The organism is Nitrospirota bacterium, from assembly GCA_035873375.1.
Classification (GTDB): domain Bacteria; phylum Nitrospirota; class Thermodesulfovibrionia; order Thermodesulfovibrionales; family JdFR-85; genus BMS3Bbin07.
Map to the genome: position 1 here is coordinate 1 of JAYWMQ010000014.1, position 17,401 is coordinate 17,401.

Below are 17,401 nucleotides of genomic sequence, written 5' to 3' on the forward strand. Positions count from 1 at the left end.
CCATATACTGATGCACAACCCTCCACATGTGACCGCATTCTCCTCCGAGTATCCACTTTACTCCCAGTCTCTTGGCCTCGGCATATATCTTGTAATTCAGCCTTTTTGCCATCTCCATGGAGGTAAAGAAGCCGAAGTTTCCACCCTCGGATGCGTAGGTGCTCCAGGTATAGTCAAGACCAAGCTCATGGAAGAGCATTAGATAGCCCATGCAGGTATATGTACCGGGGTCACCAAAGAGGTCTCCGGAAGGTGTGACAAAAAGGATCTCTGCCCCCTTGCGGTTAAAGGTCGGCTCAATCTTGATACCTGTTATCTCCTCTATGTCATCGAGCATAAACTCGATGTTGCTTGTTATGGTATGGGGCTCAAGACCAAGGTGGTTACCCTTCCTGTAACAGTTTGCCACTGGTCCGGCAATCCAGTCCGTATTGCACCCCAGCAGGTTAAAGAGCTCCCTCGCCATCATGGTAATCTCGGCAGTGTCAATGCCATAAGGACAGAAGACCGAGCACCTCCGGCATTCAGTACACTGGTAGAAATAGTACCACCACTCCTTGAATACATCAAAGGTCAGCTCCCGTGCCCCTGCAAGGCTTCCAAAGAGTTTACCGCCGGTTGAGAAATACTTCCTGTATACAGACCTCATCAGCTCAGCCCTGAGCACAGGCATATTTTTGGGGTCTCCGGAACCGATAAAGAAATGACACTTGTCGGCACATGCCCCGCACCTTACACAGATATCCATAAAGAGGTGAAATGCACGGTTCTTTTTAAGCCTCTCCCCGATACCATTCAGGACTGTGTCCTTCCAGTCTGCGGGGAGTTTCCAGTCCTCATTCAGCGGGGACCATTCCCTTGGGTTGGGAAACCCGACTTCTTCAAGATACTTCGGTCTTGTACCATAACAAAAGGTACCGGGCTTGAATTCAACGGGAACCTCCATCCATGGTTTTTCAGGAGGATTATAGTCTATCTTTACGAGCTCTTCCGGCTTTGGTGGTTTTGTTGGTTTAGTTGGTTTCGCCATTATCTCACTCCTTTTCTACTGGAATTCCAGCATCTTTCATTTTCTCCCTGAACTCATCCTCATATTCCTCGTATGTATGAACCTTAACCGGATAGTTCCATGGATTAACATGTCTCTTCATGCGGCTGTTATTGGCCAGGTTTCTTGTGGGACTGAGGAATACCCCTCCCATATGCATCAGTTTGCTGAAGGGGAAGTAGGCAAACAGGGAACTGATCAGAAACAGGTGAATATAGAAAATAACGCCGATCCCTGCGGGGATGTTAGGATTCAGAGTGGCCAACCCCAGGGTCAACTCCTTCACATGTATAATGTCAACCTTGAAAAAATACCGCATCAGGATACCCGATGTAGCGATACCCATAATAAGAAACAGCGGCAGATAGTCGGCAGGAAGGGAAATGTAACGAACCTGAGGGATAAAGACCCTTCTGAGAAAAAGATATGTCACGGCCAGCAACAGGATCACGCCGGTCATCAGGAGATGAGGAGTTCCTATCTGAAGAAAACCGTCAAGGCTGTCAATGATGTTTACAAAGAAAGGAACTGGTTGTGTGAAGAATCTCAGGTGCCTGATGATTACGATAAGCATTGACCAGTGAAATGCCAGACCTCCCAGCCAGAGCCACTTATTCGAACCATATACCAGCTTTGCCCCGTCGTCCCTCTGTTCGGTCTTCAGGTTTCTGAAAAGCGAACGGAATAACAGCACTTCCAGCGCCATTCTCCCGATAACGCCCATCGTGCCTGCCGGGCTTTCAAGTTTGCTGTACTTGATCCATGGAAGAGACTTCTCCTGGCCACAGGTTGTGGGGATATGGAAGGGCACCGGTGAACGGCTCCACTTTATGACGCGCAAAATTACTCCGAGTATAAATGTAGCAACAGCTGCATAGGGTATGATGGTTCCGAACAGAACATACAGGCCTGCCCCTTTTATTCCTGCCAGGGCAAGCAAAACGAGCACTATAACAACGAAAAAGGAAAGCAATGCGCCCATTTAGCAACCTCCTTTCACTTTTTATGATGTAAACTTTAAAAGCTTTTGATAGTCTATGTTAATCTTCCTGAATTTCTTTTACCAGATTTGCTCTCTGCAATAACCTGAAGGTCATCTTTTTAACCTCATTTGCCTTCAGATCGTAAACCTGCTCCCTGCATTTCATGTATACATCAAAGGAAACACGGACAAGATCGTCTATCCTGGACTCAAGTCTCAGCAGATCATCATACATTTGGTACTCACGAATCTCTCTTTGCAGCGATTCTCTGATCACTTTTTTCAGAAGGAAGATAAAGCCGATTGCCTCTGAGGGGGTAAAGTCCTGGATTGCCCTGACCCTGATAATGTTATCAAGAAAGGGAGAAACCTTGCCAGAACCGGCTTCCTCAAGAAGTTCATCAAACAGTTCCTCTATTCCCTCGGATATAGTATGTCCTACAGGATTTGCAAACTGATTTTTTTGTTTTTTCAAAAAACTTGAAGTATCAGAGGGATAGGTATCCACGATTAGGTCAAACCACTTTCTCAGTATGGCTGCTCTCTTCTCTGTAAGAAGACTTTTCAATTCCATAAACTTATATAGACCGCTCCTTTGGATATCAGATCAAAATCATTACAGACTTCTTGAATTCCATACGCGTAAGAGACTAAATGTGCTAATCAACAGTAGTCTGCTGCTACCTCTCCCGCCTTTTTAACATTTCCTGGCCACTTCCACCCTTGGAGCTATCTCTGCCTTAGAGTATTTTGTTCAAGGATGGTACCCCGGCAGACTCTACAGGGGGCACCCATCCTTAATTTAGACCGGGAATTATACGCAGCCGGTTGGTTTCGGCAATCCGGCATATCGACAGGCCTGCTTTGCAGGACCATCCGGGAATAGCTGATAAAGATATTTTGTGTTTCCCTTCTCCGGGCCCATGTTCTTCTTGATCTCTTTTACGAGAATCTTGATCATTGGAGCAATCTGGTATTTCTGATAATAATCCCTCAGGAAGTTGATTATCTCCCAGTGCTCATCCGTCAGCTCCTGGCCATCCTGATCAGCCATAATCTTGGCAAGTCCCGGAGTCCAGTCCTCAAGATTCTGCAGGTAGCCCTCTTCATCCACTTCAATCTGTTTGCCTTCAAACTCAATAGTCGGCATCTTTAAACCTCCTTATACTGTATTTTCTGGGAAAAATCCCGTCTGCTAACGTTAACTTTTTCAAGTTCACTAAAGGCAAAGGTTATAAACATTAATACACAAGCACCAAGATGGTCAAATTAAAAAAATTTATTATCTAATCATAAGTCTTTATTGTTATAATGACGTTGTCCTTACAGCTTTCAGTTATCCCTTTAAAGCACCCTCTCTGAGTTTTATAAAAATAAGCTTTGCGGATGGCACCCTGTCATCAGCCTGCCCTTTTTTTGGTAAGACCCTGTGCCTTCTCCAGTTATAATTCAGTATATTCTGAGTATAATCCTCATCCGGAATGAGCCCCCATGCCAGAGACCAGTCTTCCTTGCAGGCATATGTAAGGGCATCAACAAATGCCTCTCCGAGATTACGTCCGGTAGGGTCATATGCATAGACAGCCCCGCAAGGACAGACACCTCCCTGGAAGAATCCGAGATCCGTTGTAACATCATGAGGTCTTTCAAAGAACTCATGACAGAAAGGACACCTCGGTTCGCTCAGAACGCTCTTATCTTCTCTCTCTTTCATTTTTAAATGAACCGTTGATTATATAAACTCCTTTTTAAAGAAGTCAACTTACTATCAGTGGCTCTGCGAGCTCCCTTATTGTACGCTCTGTCAGCTCTCCGGCACAATAGACCTTAATTTTCGAGTTGTCATGAAGAAGCTCCCTGACAACTTCAGGCACCTTCACCTGCATTATCCTTTTAAGGCACTGTACTGTCAATAGGGCTCTCCCCCTGACTTTCGGATCCTTATCAACCAGGGCCCTCTTTAGCAGCCCTGCTGCAACATCCAATGGAACAGGTTTTCTCTCACTGATGCGACAGACGGCATAGAGAACACCTTCCCTGAATATCTCCTCATCAAAGAGCCCGATGATTATCGGGATAATGTCGTCGTAACTGTCAGGACAATGCCTTACTACCTCACCAAGCATCTCTATGGCAGACCACCCGATCCCGCCCGACTCCTCAGTGATAGACCATAGGAGTCTTTGAACAATAATCCTGCCCGCACCCGCGGATTTATCAGTGACCTCTTTGACGAGGGGGCCGATCGCCTCAATAGCACGCCAGGTCAGCATTGATTCCTTGTCATAGGAAAGGCTGATCAGTACGCTTATGGCTCGGGAATACTCTCCTGCCAGGGCAGAAAGCCCCCTTACATCACCCTTTACGAGCAGGGCGTTGACTCTTTTCTTAAGTTCCCTGTAGGACATATCCGGTTAAATATGAAAAGACAGGCTGTTGCATCATACAGAAGAGAGCCGCCTGCGGCTTTGTGCATGGTTGTGAGCCGCACTCAGCATACCCTCAACCCATTCTGGGCTGCCCAGGGCATGCAGGTGTGTATATGTTGCAAGGACATTCCTGTAAACAATCCCGTCTGACTTACCATCAATGCCCTTACCCCTGTTCATGGCAAAGACCATTTTAAGATTACTGTCATAATCCATAACCCTTGAATAATGAAACTCATGACCTTTTAAGGAAGTGCCCTTCTGAAAATAGGGATTATCCTCCTTCACCTCAACCATTGTGTATCCATGGGCCACAGGAGAAGTCTCCATTCTGAAGCTGATGGGCAGTATTGCAGTCATCGGGTATCTCTTTCCCCGAAACTCTATCTCCCTGCCAAGATACATAAGCCCGCCACACTCGGCATAAACCGGCAGGCCCTGCTCTACCGCATGCCTGAGGGAGGCCATAAACTTTTTATTCTCAGAAAGTGTTATGGCATTCGTCTCTGGGAACCCGCCGCCAATATACAGGGCATCAATATCCGGAAGAGACTCCTCGGTGATGGCACTTATCCCGACCAGTTCTGCTCCTGCACTCCGGAGGGCCTCTAAATTGTCAGGGTAATAAAACTGAAATGCCATGTCCTGGATGATGCCGATCCTTAAACTACGGGTTGCGGGTTGCGGGTTGCGGGTTGCGGGTTGGGAACTAAGAGTTGCGAGTTGCGGGGCACCACGGGCTATATCGAGGACCTTTTCGTAGTCCACGGCATCCCTGACAATCCTTCCCATTATCCCGATAGACTTCAGAACCTCAGGGTGCTCATGGTGGGGAGTAAGGCCCATATGCCTCTCTGGAAAACGCTCATCCTTCAGCCTTTGAATTGCTCCCAGTACCTTAACGGGTGTGTACTTCTCTACGGCTCCCCTTATTACAGTCTCATGCCTCCTGCCCGATATATTGTTGAGGATAATGCCCTTTAAATCAACCTCCGGGTCAAAGGCAATAACCCCCTGAATAATGGCTGCAAGAGTCCTTGTAACCTTTGTGCAGTCAACTATGAGAATAACCGGGGACTTCAGGAGTTTGGCAAGTTCCGCCGTACTAAAAGTGCCCTCCACATCCATTCCATCGTAAATTCCCCTGTTACCCTCTATCAGGGCACAGTCGGCACCATGGGAATGCAAAAGAAAGGATTGCAGGATTTTTTTATCCGGGAACAGATAGGGATCGAGGTTATAGCAGTTCGTATCTGCCGCAGATGCAAGCCATCCGGCATCAATGTAGTCAGGGCCTTTTTTAAAAGCACTTATCTTAAGCCCCGTGTCCTTAAAGACTTTAATAAGACCAAGGGAAAGGGTGGTTTTACCAGAGCCCCCTCTAAGCCCTGCTATAACCACCCTGGCAACAGTACTCGACATAAACTTGTCATTGATCATTATATTCCCAGTGCATTAAATGTATCAACTGACCAATGACTATGATTCCCGCAAATCATGCAGGAACTACTCCTTTGGCGGAATCTCTACAAAGCTCCCACCAAAGTAGGTAAAGATCAGCTCTCCGGCATCCATCAATTCCCTCAGAGCAGCCTTAACCTCACTCTTATCAATACCCTGGTCAGCAGCAACTTTCTTGAGAATATCACTCTGTTTTAACTTCTTCTTACCCGTGGACTTCTCTACCAGCTGATAGATTATCTTCTTGAGTTCTTCCTTTTCCATATTAACACCTCATTTCTAAAAATATTTAAATGATTTTAGGACACAGGCTTCTATGGCTAACACAGATATCTATCCATTTATGGATTCGGGGGGAGCAAGATCAGGCCTGCTCCCCACCTCAGCCTTTTAATATCTAAAACTCTGTTGAATCCGTGTTCAGCTGTGACCTGAAATGGTTTACCACTTAAATGTGGCAGCCATCCTCCATGTTTCACGTGCAAATGTAAAGTCATCAACATGCTGCAGCGTGAACTCAAGGCCTGTTATCTTAAAGAACTTCTCCCATCCGATCCTCTCAACCCACTCTCCGACTCTCTCATGCTTCCTTGCACCGGCTGCATAGGTCTCGAGTATCATCCTCACAGCCGCTACTGTCTCATTCCACCTTGGAGGGGTGTTGGGGAGCCAGGGAATTGCGAGCTTTGAAAACTTCGGATTACTTCTCAGGTTTGAGACCTTACCGCCTATAACGATTGCGATACCGTCGTTCTTGGGGTCGGCAATCGGCATGGCAGGGCAGACTGAGTAGCAGTTACCACAATACATGCACTTCTCCAGCTTTATCTTCACACTCTTCTTCTGTGGATCCGGACTGATGGCGCTTGTAGGACATGAAGCAATAGTGGAAGGAATCTCACACATGTTCTTTATCCTGTCATGCTCAATCCTCGGCGGGGTCTTGTGCACACCAACAAGGGCGATGTCTGAACAATGAACAGCACCACACATGTTAACGCAACAGGCCACAGCGAGTCTGACCTTGTTGGGCAGGGTCTTCGTGGTAAAGTAGTCACCAAGATCATCCATCAGGGCCTTAACAAGTCCGGATGCGTCTGTTGCTGCTGAGTGACAGTGCACCCAACCCTGTGTGTGGACAACGTTACTTATCCTGGGCCCGATACCACCAATCAGAAAGTCCTTATCAGTAAGGGCCTTCATCAATGGCTCTACCTTGGACTCGGCATCCACCATAAACTCAACATTGTTTCTTGTTGTAAAACGGAGATGACCATCACAATGTGCATCTGCAATGTCACACATATCCTTTATTGTATCGGTGGAGAGCAATCTTGGAGATGCAACCCTGACCGTCCATATCTTGTCTCCGCTTTCAGCAACATGAACCATATGCCCGGGGCCTAACTGCTCATGATATTTCCACTGCCCGTAATTCTTCTTTATCACAGGGGGCAAAAACTGCTCATAATGCGGTGGTCCAATGTCTGTTTGTCTCTGTGGTAATTCTGACATAACAACCTCCTTGATTATAGTTTATTATTTTTCTGTAAATTTAATTCTTTTATACTTACAGCCTTACTTCTCTATATCCTCTTCAGACCAGAAGAAGAACGGATCCCTTCTTGGCTCCTTGACCATTGCAGGCTGCGGCTTAAGCCCGACTTCTTTCAGGAAGGTCGTGAAGCTCAGTCTCTCGATCAGCTCTCCAATTCTTTCACGGTTCTTCCCGTACTCATCCCACCATTCCCATATCTTGTCAACAAGCTCAAAGAGTTCAGTGTATGGTGGCTCCATCTTCATAAACGGCACAATAACCCATGACATAAGGGCTCCTGTAACGATTGGCGCCTTGCTGCCAAGGAGAATCGTTGCACCCTTTTCAGTGCCTGGCCTTAATGCCTTTGTCATCTTTGCTATACAGTGCATACACCTGCTACAGTCTTCATTGTCTATCTTAAACTCACTGCCGTCCCAGCTTATGCACTCTGTGGGACACATATCAACTATCTCTTTCTGGATGTCCATACCGCCCTGGGCGTAGTTCTTTACCTCACCCTGGTCTATCCTTATATCACCCCTCCATGTTCCGATAATGGACATGTCGGCACGGGCAATGGATGCAATACAGTCTACAGCGCAACCTGCAACCTTGAATTTAAACTTGTACGGGAATGCAGGCCTGTGCATCTCATCCTGATAGTGCTGTGTAATCTCATTGGTTATTGACATTGCGTCGATGTTGGCCCACTCACACCTGGCAGCACCAAGACAGCAGCTTGGTGTTCTCACAGCGGATCCGGAACCTCCAAGGTCCCAGCCCTTTGATGAAAGCTCTGCAAATATGGGTTCGAGGTTCTCTGTCTTTGTCCCCAGCAGTATAATGTCACCTGTGGAGCCATGCATGTTCGTAAGACCACTGCCGTACTTGTCCCATACCTCACATATCTCCCTGAGGGCCTTTGTTGTGTAAAAGAATCCGGAAGGCTGGTTTACCCTGACAGTATGAAAGTGTGCTACTCCGGGAAACTGATCAGGTATATCGGAATATCTTCCTATAACCCCTGCTCCATATCCCCTGACTCCAACGATACCACCGTGTTTCCAGTGAGTTACCTTCTCCTTGTAGGAGAGTTCAAGCAGTCCAAGCAGATCCTGGGCATAGTCTGAGTGTTCAGCAGCCCTTTTAATCTCCTTGACAAAGCTCGGAAAGGTGCCTTTCTCAAGTTCATCAAGTAAAGGTGTCTGATGCTTCATGCTCATAATTTCCTCCTCCGTTAAGATTTTCTTTAAAAGACGTTACGACATTTAGTTTAAAGAATTTAAAGAGAAAAGACCTTCTATAAAAGGCACTAAAACCATAAAACAGTTTGAATAGATTGGTCAAATTAAAAAAATTTATTCACAAATCATGAAATCTTATCCATGAAACCTCAATCAATGGCGCCCCCTAGAGGATTCGAACCTCTGACACCAGGATTAGGAATCCTGTGCTCTATCCTACTGAGCTAAGGGGGCATATTTTAAATGACGATTTATACCAAACAACGTTTTCATAAATTGTCAAAGATCTTCCTGACAGCGTCTTCAGGCGTCTCAGCCCTTATTACACCGTCAATATCCCAGGTCTCTATCCCAACAACCGGTTTTTTCAGTTGCAGGGAGAAGGCAATCTCAGAGAGGGTCCCGTATTGACCACCGATAGCAACAAGGGCATCGGCAGTGCGTGCAATGATAACATTTCTGCCGATTCCCAGTCCAGTAGCCACAGGAACGTCAATAAAGGGATTGGCGTGCCCCTTATCATCCTGGGGAAGCACACCGAGGGTGAGGCCACCGGCCTCCTTTGCCCCTTTAGCCGAGGCCTCCATAATTCCACCAAGCCCGCCGCATAACAGGACAGCCCCACGCTCTGCTATCAATCTTCCCACATCCTCCGCCATCAAGAGGAGTCCTCTTTTAACCCGCCGCCCGCCTATTACAGCAATAACTCTCTTCATTGAGAGATTCTATCATTAGTACAATGTTTTTTTCCTCTTTTAGCGCATGGAGCAAAGCGCATGGCGCAGAGCGTTAAAGACAAAGCGTAAGGAGCCCCGTGTCCTCCATCACTCCATCACTCCATCCCCAATTTTGGGTATAATACTTGATAAAACTCACGGATTGTTATATGTTGTTAAAGAGGAGGCGACAATGCAGATTGAAGAGATCACCATGGAGGAGTTTAAAAAGGGGCTGAAGAAGACAAAGACCCTGATAATCCCCTTTGGGACTGTTGAAGAGCATGGCAGACACCTTCCGCTCAGCACAGACACTATTATAGCGGTTGAAGTACTCAGGCTGGTGGAGGATAAGAGAAAGGTCTTTATTGCACCGCCGCTACATTATGGTGTCTGCACCACAACAAGGCTCCATCCAGGCACCATCTCCATCACCCCGGAGACACTGAGGAGGATAACCCTTGATATGGTGAGGGACTCATTCCAAAAGGGCATTAAAAATTTCATACTTATATCAGGTCACGGCGGCGGACTCCATATGAATGCCCTCAAGGAGGTAGCCGAGATACTGGTTGAAGAGATCAAGGGGATCAGGATTGCCGTTGTCTCCCCGTACGAATTATTATGGAAAGAGCTCTCCGGGATAGCAGAGACCGAAAACGATTCTCATGCAGGAGAGATAGAGACCTCCGTGATGCTCGCTCTCAGGCCTGAACTCGTGAAGGGTACTTCTAAAGAGGAATACCCCTCATTCCCCAAACCTCTGGTGGTAAAGGACAAGCTCAAATACTGGCCCGGCGGTGTATGGGGAAATCCCGGGAAGGCCTCGCGTGAAAAAGGAGAGCAGGTTATAGCGCTGATTCTTGAAAAAATAATAGATATAATAGATATGATAGAGAAATGAAGGGAGCAACCACCCTCTTTCTCATCCGTCACGGCCATACAGTAGGCGGTGAAGAAAAGAGATACAAGGGACATATCGACGTCGAGCTGTCGGAGACAGGGGAGAGGGTTATACAGAGACTCACGGAAAATCTGCAGAGGCTTGATCATACCCTGGACGCCATCTACTGCTCTGACCTCAAACGGGCTACAAAAAGTGCCGCAATACTCTCTGACCCCCTGGGGCTGAAACCGGTTGTGATCCCCGAGTTAAGGGAGCGGAGTTTTGGCAGGTGGGAGGGGATGAGCTTTGAGGAAATCTCAGAAGAGTATCCCGGGGAATTCGGGAAATGGAAGGCAGACCCCCTGAAGTTCAGCCCACCTGACGGGGAGAGCACTCTTGAGGTGAAGGAACGCACCTTGAGCGCAGTCAACGGCCTGTTGAAAAGACATCAGGGAGAGACGTTTTGCATTGTGGCACATGGTGGCGTAAACAGGATTATTCTTTGTCATTTTATGGGGTTACCGCTTAAAAACATCTTCAGGATAGATCAGGATTACGGATGCCTGAACATCATTGAAATATATGAAGACGGTTTTCCGGTCATCAAACTCTTGAACGGAGCCGCAGAATGCCTGCCCCAAAGAGCCGGGAGTTGACGTGATTGAGAGAGATGCCCTTGAAAAATATTTGATAGAGACCTATGAAGGCGCAAGACTCATCAGGTTTGAACGTCTTGGGTCAGGGGTGCATGGCACGGGATTTTCTCTTATATTTGATACCTCCGGGGGACGAAGAGAATACGTCATTAAAAGCCTTGCAACAGAGGGCCTCGGGCACGATTATCCATCTGACAGGGCAGCAGTCTTTCTCCTTGCATTTAACGAATATGGAACCCTTCCCGAGCATATAAAACCGGTTGATGTGATCTCCCTGCAAACTGACGGCTCTGTAAAGTCGATCAGCGGAGGACAGGAGTACTTCCTCCTGATGGAGACGGCCGAAGGGGTTAATTACTTTCATGACCTCAAGGAGATGAAACAAAAAGAAGCACTTGACAGGGAAGACAGGGAAAAAATCCTGGCACTGACCAATTACCTAAAGGATATCCACTCCGTCAAAAAAGAGTCCAGAACCCTCTACTGGAGGAAACTGCGGGACACGGTAGGCCACGGCGAATGTCTTATGGGTGTCTTTGACTCTTACCCTGACGGGGTTATAAGCTATCAGGATATGGCGGAGATAGAGAAACTCTGCGTGGATTGGCGGGCAAGATTAAAACCTCTTCACAGGAGGCTCTGTCAGGTACACGGAGACTTTCATCCCGGCAATATATGGTTTAACAACAGCAAGTTTGTGCTTCTGGACCGAAGCCGCGGACCCTGGGGAGAGGCAGCAGACGACGTGACTGCGCTGACAATAAACTATATCTTCTATTCAATCATGTACTTCAACCATGTAAAGGACGTCTTCCTTGAGGCACTGACCCTCTTTTACAACAACTATATAGAGGCTGTGGAAGATGAAACCATACTGTCGGTTGTTGCTCCCTTTTATGCATTCAGGGGCGCTGTGGTAGCACACCCTGGATTCTATCCCCAACTGACCCTTGAGCAGCGCATGACTATATTCCGGTTTGTTAAAAATATACTCGCATCCGGAAAATTTGAGCCGGACAGGGTAAATGACTACCTTGCCTGATGTGTTAAAATTCGTTCAGGCTAAAAAATGCCTTTATATAAACAGAGAGATGCTGAATCAAGTTCAGCATGACAGATAGAGATTTTAAGGTCACTAAACAGAGTCTGTGTATAAAGTCAGTCTCTCTATCTGTCATTCCGGCAGTTCTTAAGCCGGAATCCAGTGTTTTCAATGCTTTCCAGATGCCCCGGATGTATCTGGGGCATGACGACATAAAGACATTTATACACAAACTCTAAATACCCTCAGGAGGAAGAGAAGATGAGAAAGGCAAAGATTGAAAGAAAGACAAACGAAACCGATGTCAGCGTTGAGATAAAGATTGACGGAAAGGGAGAACACGAGATCAACACATCCATCCCCTTTGTCGACCATATGCTCTCACTCATGGCCCACCACGGCCTTTTTGACCTTAACTTAAAGGCAACCGGAGACATAGAGGTAGACTACCACCACCTGATGGAGGATATCGGCATCACGATCGGCAGCGCCATAAACAAGGCACTCGGAGAAAAAGAGGGCATAAGGAGATACGGTTTTGCCAAGATCCCCATGGATGAAAGCCTTGCAGAGGTGGTCATAGACCTGAGCGGCAGGTCATACCTTATTTATAAGACACCACCGTCAAAGGGCAGCCTCAGGGACCTTCCCGTGGCACTGTTTGAGGATTTCTTCAGGGCGCTCTCCACTCATGCAATGATGAATCTACACATAACAGTACAGTACGGAAGGGACCTGCATCACATCTACGAGGCCATTTTCAAGGCCTTTGGAAGGGCACTGAATGATGCCACTGCAATGGAGGGAGGGAGAAAAGGGGTTCCTTCTACAAAGGGAAAACTCTGAGCGACTTCTTGATTATATTAATAAATGGTGCCGAAGGGGGGAGTCGAACCCCCACGGAGTTGCCCCCACAAGACCCTGAACCTTGCGTGTCTACCAATTCCACCACTTCGGCATTTAAAAAAGACTATTTTACCATATTATACCCAGACACAGGGATAAAAAACCTCGATTATCGGAAGGAAGCGATATGATGGAGTCTGAACGGTTTTATTTTGTCGTAAAATGAAACCGGATGTTTCATAGACAAAATACCTCGGAGTCCCGGCCGGATGCCGGAACGAGAATGAGTGAAGACTCTGTCATATCGCTTCCAACAACCATTTACCACATATACACGCGGGTTATTATAATATCCATACCGTCAAACTATTGTCAATACTTTCGGCCCCTTTTGTCTCCATGCCTGAGATGCCGCACAGCCATTGGAAGCACAAGCCCTGACATTTTTTACCACTGACTCACCACACCCATAACAGCCCTCTGACACTCTGCAGCCGCCTCTTTCAGCCTCCATCTCCTTCTGTCCCTGTCCTCTACCATATTGCTTATACCCCTTATCTCCAGAAAGGGCACACCGTAAAGCATACAGATATGGGCCACTGATGCACCCTCCATGTTCTCGCATATTGCCCTGTATCTTCTCTGCAGCTCCGCTGCCCTTTCTGCAGTGCCTGTTACAGTGGAGAGCGTGACAAAGGGGCCCTTTCCGGGATTAAAAGAGAGTTTTTTCAATATCCTGCAAGCCTTTTTTACGGGCATGGAGTGTATGGGGATTTTATTAAAGAGATTTCTTTTGGGCCTCTTTGCATTAAGACCCGGTCCGGGATTTGATAAAAGCGGGATCCCCATACCCCGCATATCCATAAATCCAGATGGTGTGACAACCCCTTCATCACCGTATATCTCCTGGTCGGCAACTGCAATGCCACCCACGCTGATACCCGAATCAGGATACGCACCACCAACACCAAAGTTTATGATTATTTCAGGCCGGAACTTCTCCAAAAAGAGTGTGGCTGCATGGGCGGCATTGGTCTTTCCCACACCAGAGGCTACAAGCACAAGACACCTGCCCCGGAGGAGGCCCCTGTAGAAAATCAGCCCGCCATACTCCACCTGTCTCCTGCGGGAGAGATTTTTTAAGACTTCTTCATGTTCAAACTCTACTGCACAGATAAGACCTGTCATGGCGTATAGGTTTTTATTTGCATGAAATCCTGCCCCCTTACCCTTTGGCAACAGGGGTTACATGTTGACTATCTTACTGGATTGGGTAAATAATATGCCATTACAGTTGATAACCCAAAATAGCGATGGGAGATGGATTTATAAAAATGCTTGCGAAACTTAAAACACAGAGACACTGAGACACAGAGAACAGTCTGAAGAGGAGGCCTCATGAGTGAGTTAAAGAAGATGTACCGTACAATTGTGGAAGACCCCTTTCCATCAGATATGACCATCAAATTCGGAGACCAGACCCTTACTTACAGAAAAAAAACCTGGAAGATTCCGGATGCCTCCACCGGCAAGGTGGTTGAAAAAGGGCTCCGTTACGGTGAAAACCCTGACCAGCCTGCAGCACTCTATGAACTTGCGGGCGGCAACCTCGTTCTTGCCGGGTGTGAATTTATCAGTCCCGGTAACGGCCTTGTAAGCAGCATCACTGAAGAGGATATGATACAGGCCGGTAAACATCCCGGAAAGACCAATCTCACAGACATTGATAATGCCCTTAACATCCTCAAGTTTCTGACAAAGAGTCCGGCCGCAGCAATAATGAAGCACAACAACCCATGCGGAGTTGCCTGCGGAGACAGCCTTGTTGATGCCTATGACAAGGCAAACATGGCGGACAGGATTGCAGCCTTTGGGGGCTGCCTTGTTGTAACCCGGGCAATGGACAAGGCAACGGCAGAGCTTGCGAGTGAAAATTATCTGGAGGTAGTTGCTGCACCTGATTTTGAAGACGGGGTTGTCGAGATACTTGCAAAGAGAAAAAACCTGAGGATCGTGAGGATAAGGAAGATTTACGAGCTGCAGAAATACATGGATTTGCCGGTAGTTGAATTCAAGGCACTCATTGACGGTGGCCTCATAGTTCAGCAGTCCCAGATTAACAGGATACGTTCAAAAGAAGATTTTCAGCCTGCCGGGACTGTTTATAAAGGCGGGGAGTACGTTATCAACCGTATGCCGACAGAGAGGGAGTATGAAGACATGCTCTTTGGATGGCATGTAGAGCAGGGAGTCACCTCAAACTCTGTTCTGTTTGTCAAGAACGGTGTAACCGTAGGCATCGGCACAGGAGAGCAGGACAGGGTTGGCGTGGCAGAGATAGCAGTATTCAAGGCATATACCAAACACGCAGATGCACTCTGCTTCCGCCGCCATGGGATACCATACAAACAGTTTGAACTCGAGGCAAAACAGGGCAAGCGCGACCGTAAGGTCCTTGAGGAAATAGACGAAGAGACGCGCAGGGCAAAAGGTGGTCTTATCGGGTCCATAATGGTCTCGGATGCCTTCTTTCCCTTCCGCGACGGGGTGGATGTCGGAATAAAAGAGGGCGTCACCGGTGTTGTCCAGCCCGGAGGTTCCGAGAGGGACTATGAGATAATCACTGCCTGCAATGAAAGCAACGTGACAATGGTCTTTACAGGACAGCGGTTGTTCAAGCACTGATAATCAATGAGCCGACCATGAAAAAAGCTACCCGATGCGTACACAGCGGCACGTACAGGGACAAGAAGACCCGTGGAGTAAATACTCCTGTATTTACCTCCACTTCCTTTGAATATCTGGACAGGGACTACACTGTATATCCACGATACTTCAATACACCCAATCAGCGGGTCGTTGTCGACAAGCTGTGCGCACTGGAAAACGCAGAGGACGGATTAATCTTCAGCTCGGGGATGGCGGCAATCAGCACGGTGCTGCTTACATTCCTCAGCAGCGGTGATCATGCCGTTCTTCAGGAGGATATATACGGAGGCACTCACCATTTTGTAACTGCAGATTTTAAAAGATTCGGAATTGATTACACTTTTGTATCCAATAATGCTGAAGACATTGAAAAAGCAATAAGAGAAAACACCAGGATTATCTTTATTGAATCCCCATCCAACCCCCTGCTCAAGATCACTGATATAAGGGCAGTGGCCAAAGCGGCAAGGACGAGGAATATAATCTCGGCCATTGACAACACCTTTGCAACACCGATCAACCAGAACCCTCTGGACATGGGCATTGACATCGCAATTCACAGCGGCACCAAGTATCTGGGCGGACACAGTGATATATGCTGCGGCGCTGTTGTGAGCAAAAAACACTTGGTTGAAGAAATAAGGAGTTCAGCCACCAACTTCGGCAGCAGCCTGAACGCATATGCCTGCTCCCTGCTTGAAAGAAGCATGAAGACTCTCGGCATCAGGGTGGAAAAACAATGCAGTAACGCACATGAGATTGCAGAATCCCTGCTGAACAATTCAAGGATCAGGAAAGTCTATTATCCCGGACTGAAAAGCCATCCGGGTCATGATACAGCGAAAGGTCAGATGAAGGGATTCGGCGCTATTGTATCCTTTGAAGTGAACGAAGAGAAGACGGAACCGTCTGAATTCGTCAGGAGACTAAAGCTTATCAAGCCTGCCGTCAGTCTCGGAGGAGTTGAAAGCATCATCTGCTCCCCTGCAGCCACCTCACATGAAAAACTGACTGATGAAGAACGTGCAGAGCTGGGGATAACAGATACCCTATTCCGCCTGTCCGTTGGAATTGAAGACTCTGCAGACCTTTTAACGGATATTGAAGAGGCTTTGGGATAGATTGCCTGCTCAGGCATGACCGGGTAAATAGTTCCTGTTTCAGAGAGAATTTCGTGCAAATCAAGGCCTGAATCCAGTGATAAATGGTTGTTGGAAGCGACGGCAATTTAATCTGGGATGTGGAGCTCTGTTTATTATAATAAAAGACCAAAGTGTTTTACTAAGAAAATCGGAGAAATACTTATTAAATTGATAATAATAAGCGATAAATATAAATAACCATGGGAATTCATTAAATAAAGGACTTGACGTTAAACAGAGAAACTGATATTGTTATCATATGATAACAATATATAATCTCAGGAGTTATTGTTGCTTCATAATGCACAGATTGGATTATTTCTTGTTACCCTCAAGGAAGCAATAAACAATGGAAACTTTGTGGTAATTCAAAGGGAGAAAAACAACGAATTCTTAGCCCTCACCGGCATGACACCTCAAGAAAGAGAGAATGTAATATTAACCCTTCAGACAAATGACTATAGGAGCGGACCTGAAGAAGATCGTGGTAATCCTGGGGAGAAAGACATATGGAAATTCGAGAAAAAATATCTTGGTAGAGACATTTATATTAAGTTCAAACTAATCCTTAAAGAAGCGCGATAAAACAAAAAACAAACAGTAAGAGGTAGAAATGCCCCGAATCTATTGGTTAAAATAAGAAGCGTGGGAAGCGCAATAACCAAAGAAAGGGGCATTTCAAGTGAGCAAAATATCTAAA

19 protein-coding genes and 2 tRNA genes are annotated in these 17,401 nt (G+C 46.8%); 7 read left to right on the forward strand and 14 right to left on the reverse strand.

What is annotated here, in order from left to right; all coding sequences use genetic code 11:
* From VST71_03770 to VST71_03825, 12 genes are all read right to left on the reverse strand, one after another.
* The coding region (locus tag VST71_03770) for a (Fe-S)-binding protein (GenBank protein MEC4684836.1) at window positions 1-1,030 on the reverse strand (1,030 nt) is incomplete at its 3' end.
* Between the two features lie 4 nt (window positions 1,031-1,034).
* Window positions 1,035-2,030: a sulfate reduction electron transfer complex DsrMKJOP subunit DsrM gene (gene dsrM, locus VST71_03775; GenBank protein ID MEC4684837.1), complete on the reverse strand. Its 996-nt coding sequence runs from the start codon at window positions 2,028-2,030 to the stop codon at window positions 1,035-1,037.
* Between the two features lie 58 nt (window positions 2,031-2,088).
* On the reverse strand, window positions 2,089-2,604 hold the full coding sequence (locus VST71_03780; protein ID MEC4684838.1) for an RsbRD N-terminal domain-containing protein: 516 nt from the start codon (window positions 2,602-2,604) through the stop codon (window positions 2,089-2,091).
* A 240-nt stretch (window positions 2,605-2,844) separates the two neighbouring features.
* Window positions 2,845-3,180 carry a TusE/DsrC/DsvC family sulfur relay protein gene (locus VST71_03785; protein MEC4684839.1) on the reverse strand — a complete coding sequence of 112 codons (336 nt, stop codon included), beginning with the start codon at window positions 3,178-3,180 and terminating at the stop codon, window positions 2,845-2,847.
* A gap of 186 nt (window positions 3,181-3,366) precedes the next feature.
* Window positions 3,367-3,744, reverse strand: a complete 378-nt coding sequence (locus VST71_03790; GenBank protein MEC4684840.1) for a hypothetical protein — start codon at window positions 3,742-3,744, stop codon at window positions 3,367-3,369.
* A 43-nt stretch (window positions 3,745-3,787) separates the two neighbouring features.
* Window positions 3,788-4,438 (reverse strand): hypothetical protein, encoded by a 651-nt coding sequence (locus VST71_03795; protein ID MEC4684841.1) that lies wholly within the window; start codon window positions 4,436-4,438, stop codon window positions 3,788-3,790.
* 33 nt (window positions 4,439-4,471) lie between these two features.
* Window positions 4,472-5,899, reverse strand: a complete 1,428-nt coding sequence (locus VST71_03800; GenBank protein MEC4684842.1) for a cobyrinate a,c-diamide synthase — start codon at window positions 5,897-5,899, stop codon at window positions 4,472-4,474.
* A gap of 66 nt (window positions 5,900-5,965) precedes the next feature.
* Window positions 5,966-6,184 carry a hypothetical protein gene (locus VST71_03805; protein MEC4684843.1) on the reverse strand — a complete coding sequence of 73 codons (219 nt, stop codon included), beginning with the start codon at window positions 6,182-6,184 and terminating at the stop codon, window positions 5,966-5,968.
* Window positions 6,185-6,361: 177 nt separating this feature from the next.
* Window positions 6,362-7,435 carry a dissimilatory-type sulfite reductase subunit beta gene (gene dsrB, locus VST71_03810; GenBank protein MEC4684844.1) on the reverse strand — a complete coding sequence of 358 codons (1,074 nt, stop codon included), beginning with the start codon at window positions 7,433-7,435 and terminating at the stop codon, window positions 6,362-6,364.
* A gap of 63 nt (window positions 7,436-7,498) precedes the next feature.
* Window positions 7,499-8,683 carry a dissimilatory-type sulfite reductase subunit alpha gene (gene dsrA, locus VST71_03815; protein MEC4684845.1) on the reverse strand — a complete coding sequence of 395 codons (1,185 nt, stop codon included), beginning with the start codon at window positions 8,681-8,683 and terminating at the stop codon, window positions 7,499-7,501.
* A 178-nt stretch (window positions 8,684-8,861) separates the two neighbouring features.
* Window positions 8,862-8,938 (reverse strand) — tRNA-Arg (locus VST71_03820).
* 35 nt (window positions 8,939-8,973) lie between these two features.
* Window positions 8,974-9,420 carry a TIGR00725 family protein gene (locus VST71_03825; GenBank protein MEC4684846.1) on the reverse strand — a complete coding sequence of 149 codons (447 nt, stop codon included), beginning with the start codon at window positions 9,418-9,420 and terminating at the stop codon, window positions 8,974-8,976.
* 193 nt (window positions 9,421-9,613) lie between these two features.
* Here VST71_03825 and VST71_03830 point away from each other — a divergent pair, with 193 nt between their 5' ends.
* The 4 genes from VST71_03830 to hisB all read left to right on the forward strand — a co-directional run bounded on the left by VST71_03830 (window position 9,614) and on the right by hisB (window position 12,850).
* A complete protein-coding gene (locus tag VST71_03830) occupies window positions 9,614-10,324 on the forward strand; it encodes a creatininase family protein (GenBank protein ID MEC4684847.1) in 711 nt (236 codons plus the stop codon).
* Window positions 10,321-10,962 (forward strand): alpha-ribazole phosphatase, encoded by a 642-nt coding sequence (gene cobC / locus VST71_03835; protein MEC4684848.1) that lies wholly within the window; start codon window positions 10,321-10,323, stop codon window positions 10,960-10,962. Before VST71_03830 ends, cobC begins: the two co-directional genes overlap by 4 nt.
* A gap of 1 nt (window position 10,963) precedes the next feature.
* On the forward strand, window positions 10,964-12,004 hold the full coding sequence (locus VST71_03840) for a phosphotransferase (protein MEC4684849.1): 1,041 nt from the start codon (window positions 10,964-10,966) through the stop codon (window positions 12,002-12,004).
* Between the two features lie 261 nt (window positions 12,005-12,265).
* Window positions 12,266-12,850, forward strand: a complete 585-nt coding sequence (gene hisB / locus VST71_03845; GenBank protein MEC4684850.1) for an imidazoleglycerol-phosphate dehydratase HisB — start codon at window positions 12,266-12,268, stop codon at window positions 12,848-12,850.
* A 25-nt stretch (window positions 12,851-12,875) separates the two neighbouring features.
* On the opposite strand, the gene VST71_03850 is transcribed toward hisB, so the two are convergent.
* Window positions 12,876-12,962: transfer RNA gene (locus VST71_03850), tRNA-Leu, on the reverse strand.
* A gap of 335 nt (window positions 12,963-13,297) precedes the next feature.
* The gene (mqnB, locus tag VST71_03855; protein ID MEC4684851.1) at window positions 13,298-14,089 is read right to left on the reverse strand and encodes a futalosine hydrolase; all 792 of its coding nucleotides are present in this window, start codon (window positions 14,087-14,089) and stop codon (window positions 13,298-13,300) included.
* Between the two features lie 159 nt (window positions 14,090-14,248).
* Here mqnB and VST71_03860 point away from each other — a divergent pair, with 159 nt between their 5' ends.
* The 3 genes from VST71_03860 (at window position 14,249) to VST71_03870 (ending at window position 17,286) form a co-directional block, all read left to right on the forward strand.
* Window positions 14,249-15,535 carry an IMP cyclohydrolase gene (locus tag VST71_03860; GenBank protein MEC4684852.1) on the forward strand — a complete coding sequence of 429 codons (1,287 nt, stop codon included), beginning with the start codon at window positions 14,249-14,251 and terminating at the stop codon, window positions 15,533-15,535.
* Between the two features lie 17 nt (window positions 15,536-15,552).
* The gene (locus tag VST71_03865) at window positions 15,553-16,680 is read left to right on the forward strand and encodes a PLP-dependent aspartate aminotransferase family protein (GenBank protein ID MEC4684853.1); all 1,128 of its coding nucleotides are present in this window, start codon (window positions 15,553-15,555) and stop codon (window positions 16,678-16,680) included.
* A gap of 312 nt (window positions 16,681-16,992) precedes the next feature.
* On the forward strand, window positions 16,993-17,286 hold the full coding sequence (locus VST71_03870) for a hypothetical protein (GenBank protein ID MEC4684854.1): 294 nt from the start codon (window positions 16,993-16,995) through the stop codon (window positions 17,284-17,286).
* The last annotated feature ends 115 nt before the right edge of the window (window positions 17,287-17,401 follow it).

Excerpts from the sequence above, each read along its gene's own strand:
- dsrM (MEC4684837.1), bottom strand. The coding sequence starts at position 2,030 with ATGGGCGCATTGCTTTCCTTTTTCGTTGTTATAGTGCTCGTTTTGCTT.
- VST71_03780 (MEC4684838.1), bottom strand. The coding sequence starts at position 2,604 with ATGGAATTGAAAAGTCTTCTTACAGAGAAGAGAGCAGCCATACTGAGA.
- VST71_03785 (MEC4684839.1), bottom strand. The coding sequence starts at position 3,180 with ATGCCGACTATTGAGTTTGAAGGCAAACAGATTGAAGTGGATGAAGAG.
- VST71_03790 (MEC4684840.1), bottom strand. The coding sequence starts at position 3,744 with ATGAAAGAGAGAGAAGATAAGAGCGTTCTGAGCGAACCGAGGTGTCCT.
- VST71_03795 (MEC4684841.1), bottom strand. The coding sequence starts at position 4,438 with ATGTCCTACAGGGAACTTAAGAAAAGAGTCAACGCCCTGCTCGTAAAG.
- VST71_03800 (MEC4684842.1), bottom strand. The coding sequence starts at position 5,899 with ATGATCAATGACAAGTTTATGTCGAGTACTGTTGCCAGGGTGGTTATA.
- VST71_03805 (MEC4684843.1), bottom strand. The coding sequence starts at position 6,184 with ATGGAAAAGGAAGAACTCAAGAAGATAATCTATCAGCTGGTAGAGAAG.
- dsrB (MEC4684844.1), bottom strand. The coding sequence starts at position 7,435 with ATGTCAGAATTACCACAGAGACAAACAGACATTGGACCACCGCATTAT.
- dsrA (MEC4684845.1), bottom strand. The coding sequence starts at position 8,683 with ATGAGCATGAAGCATCAGACACCTTTACTTGATGAACTTGAGAAAGGC.
- VST71_03825 (MEC4684846.1), bottom strand. The coding sequence starts at position 9,420 with ATGAAGAGAGTTATTGCTGTAATAGGCGGGCGGCGGGTTAAAAGAGGA.
- VST71_03830 (MEC4684847.1), top strand. The coding sequence starts at position 9,614 with ATGCAGATTGAAGAGATCACCATGGAGGAGTTTAAAAAGGGGCTGAAG.
- cobC (MEC4684848.1), top strand. The coding sequence starts at position 10,321 with ATGAAGGGAGCAACCACCCTCTTTCTCATCCGTCACGGCCATACAGTA.
- hisB (MEC4684850.1), top strand. The coding sequence starts at position 12,266 with ATGAGAAAGGCAAAGATTGAAAGAAAGACAAACGAAACCGATGTCAGC.
- VST71_03860 (MEC4684852.1), top strand. The coding sequence starts at position 14,249 with ATGAGTGAGTTAAAGAAGATGTACCGTACAATTGTGGAAGACCCCTTT.
- VST71_03865 (MEC4684853.1), top strand. The coding sequence starts at position 15,553 with ATGAAAAAAGCTACCCGATGCGTACACAGCGGCACGTACAGGGACAAG.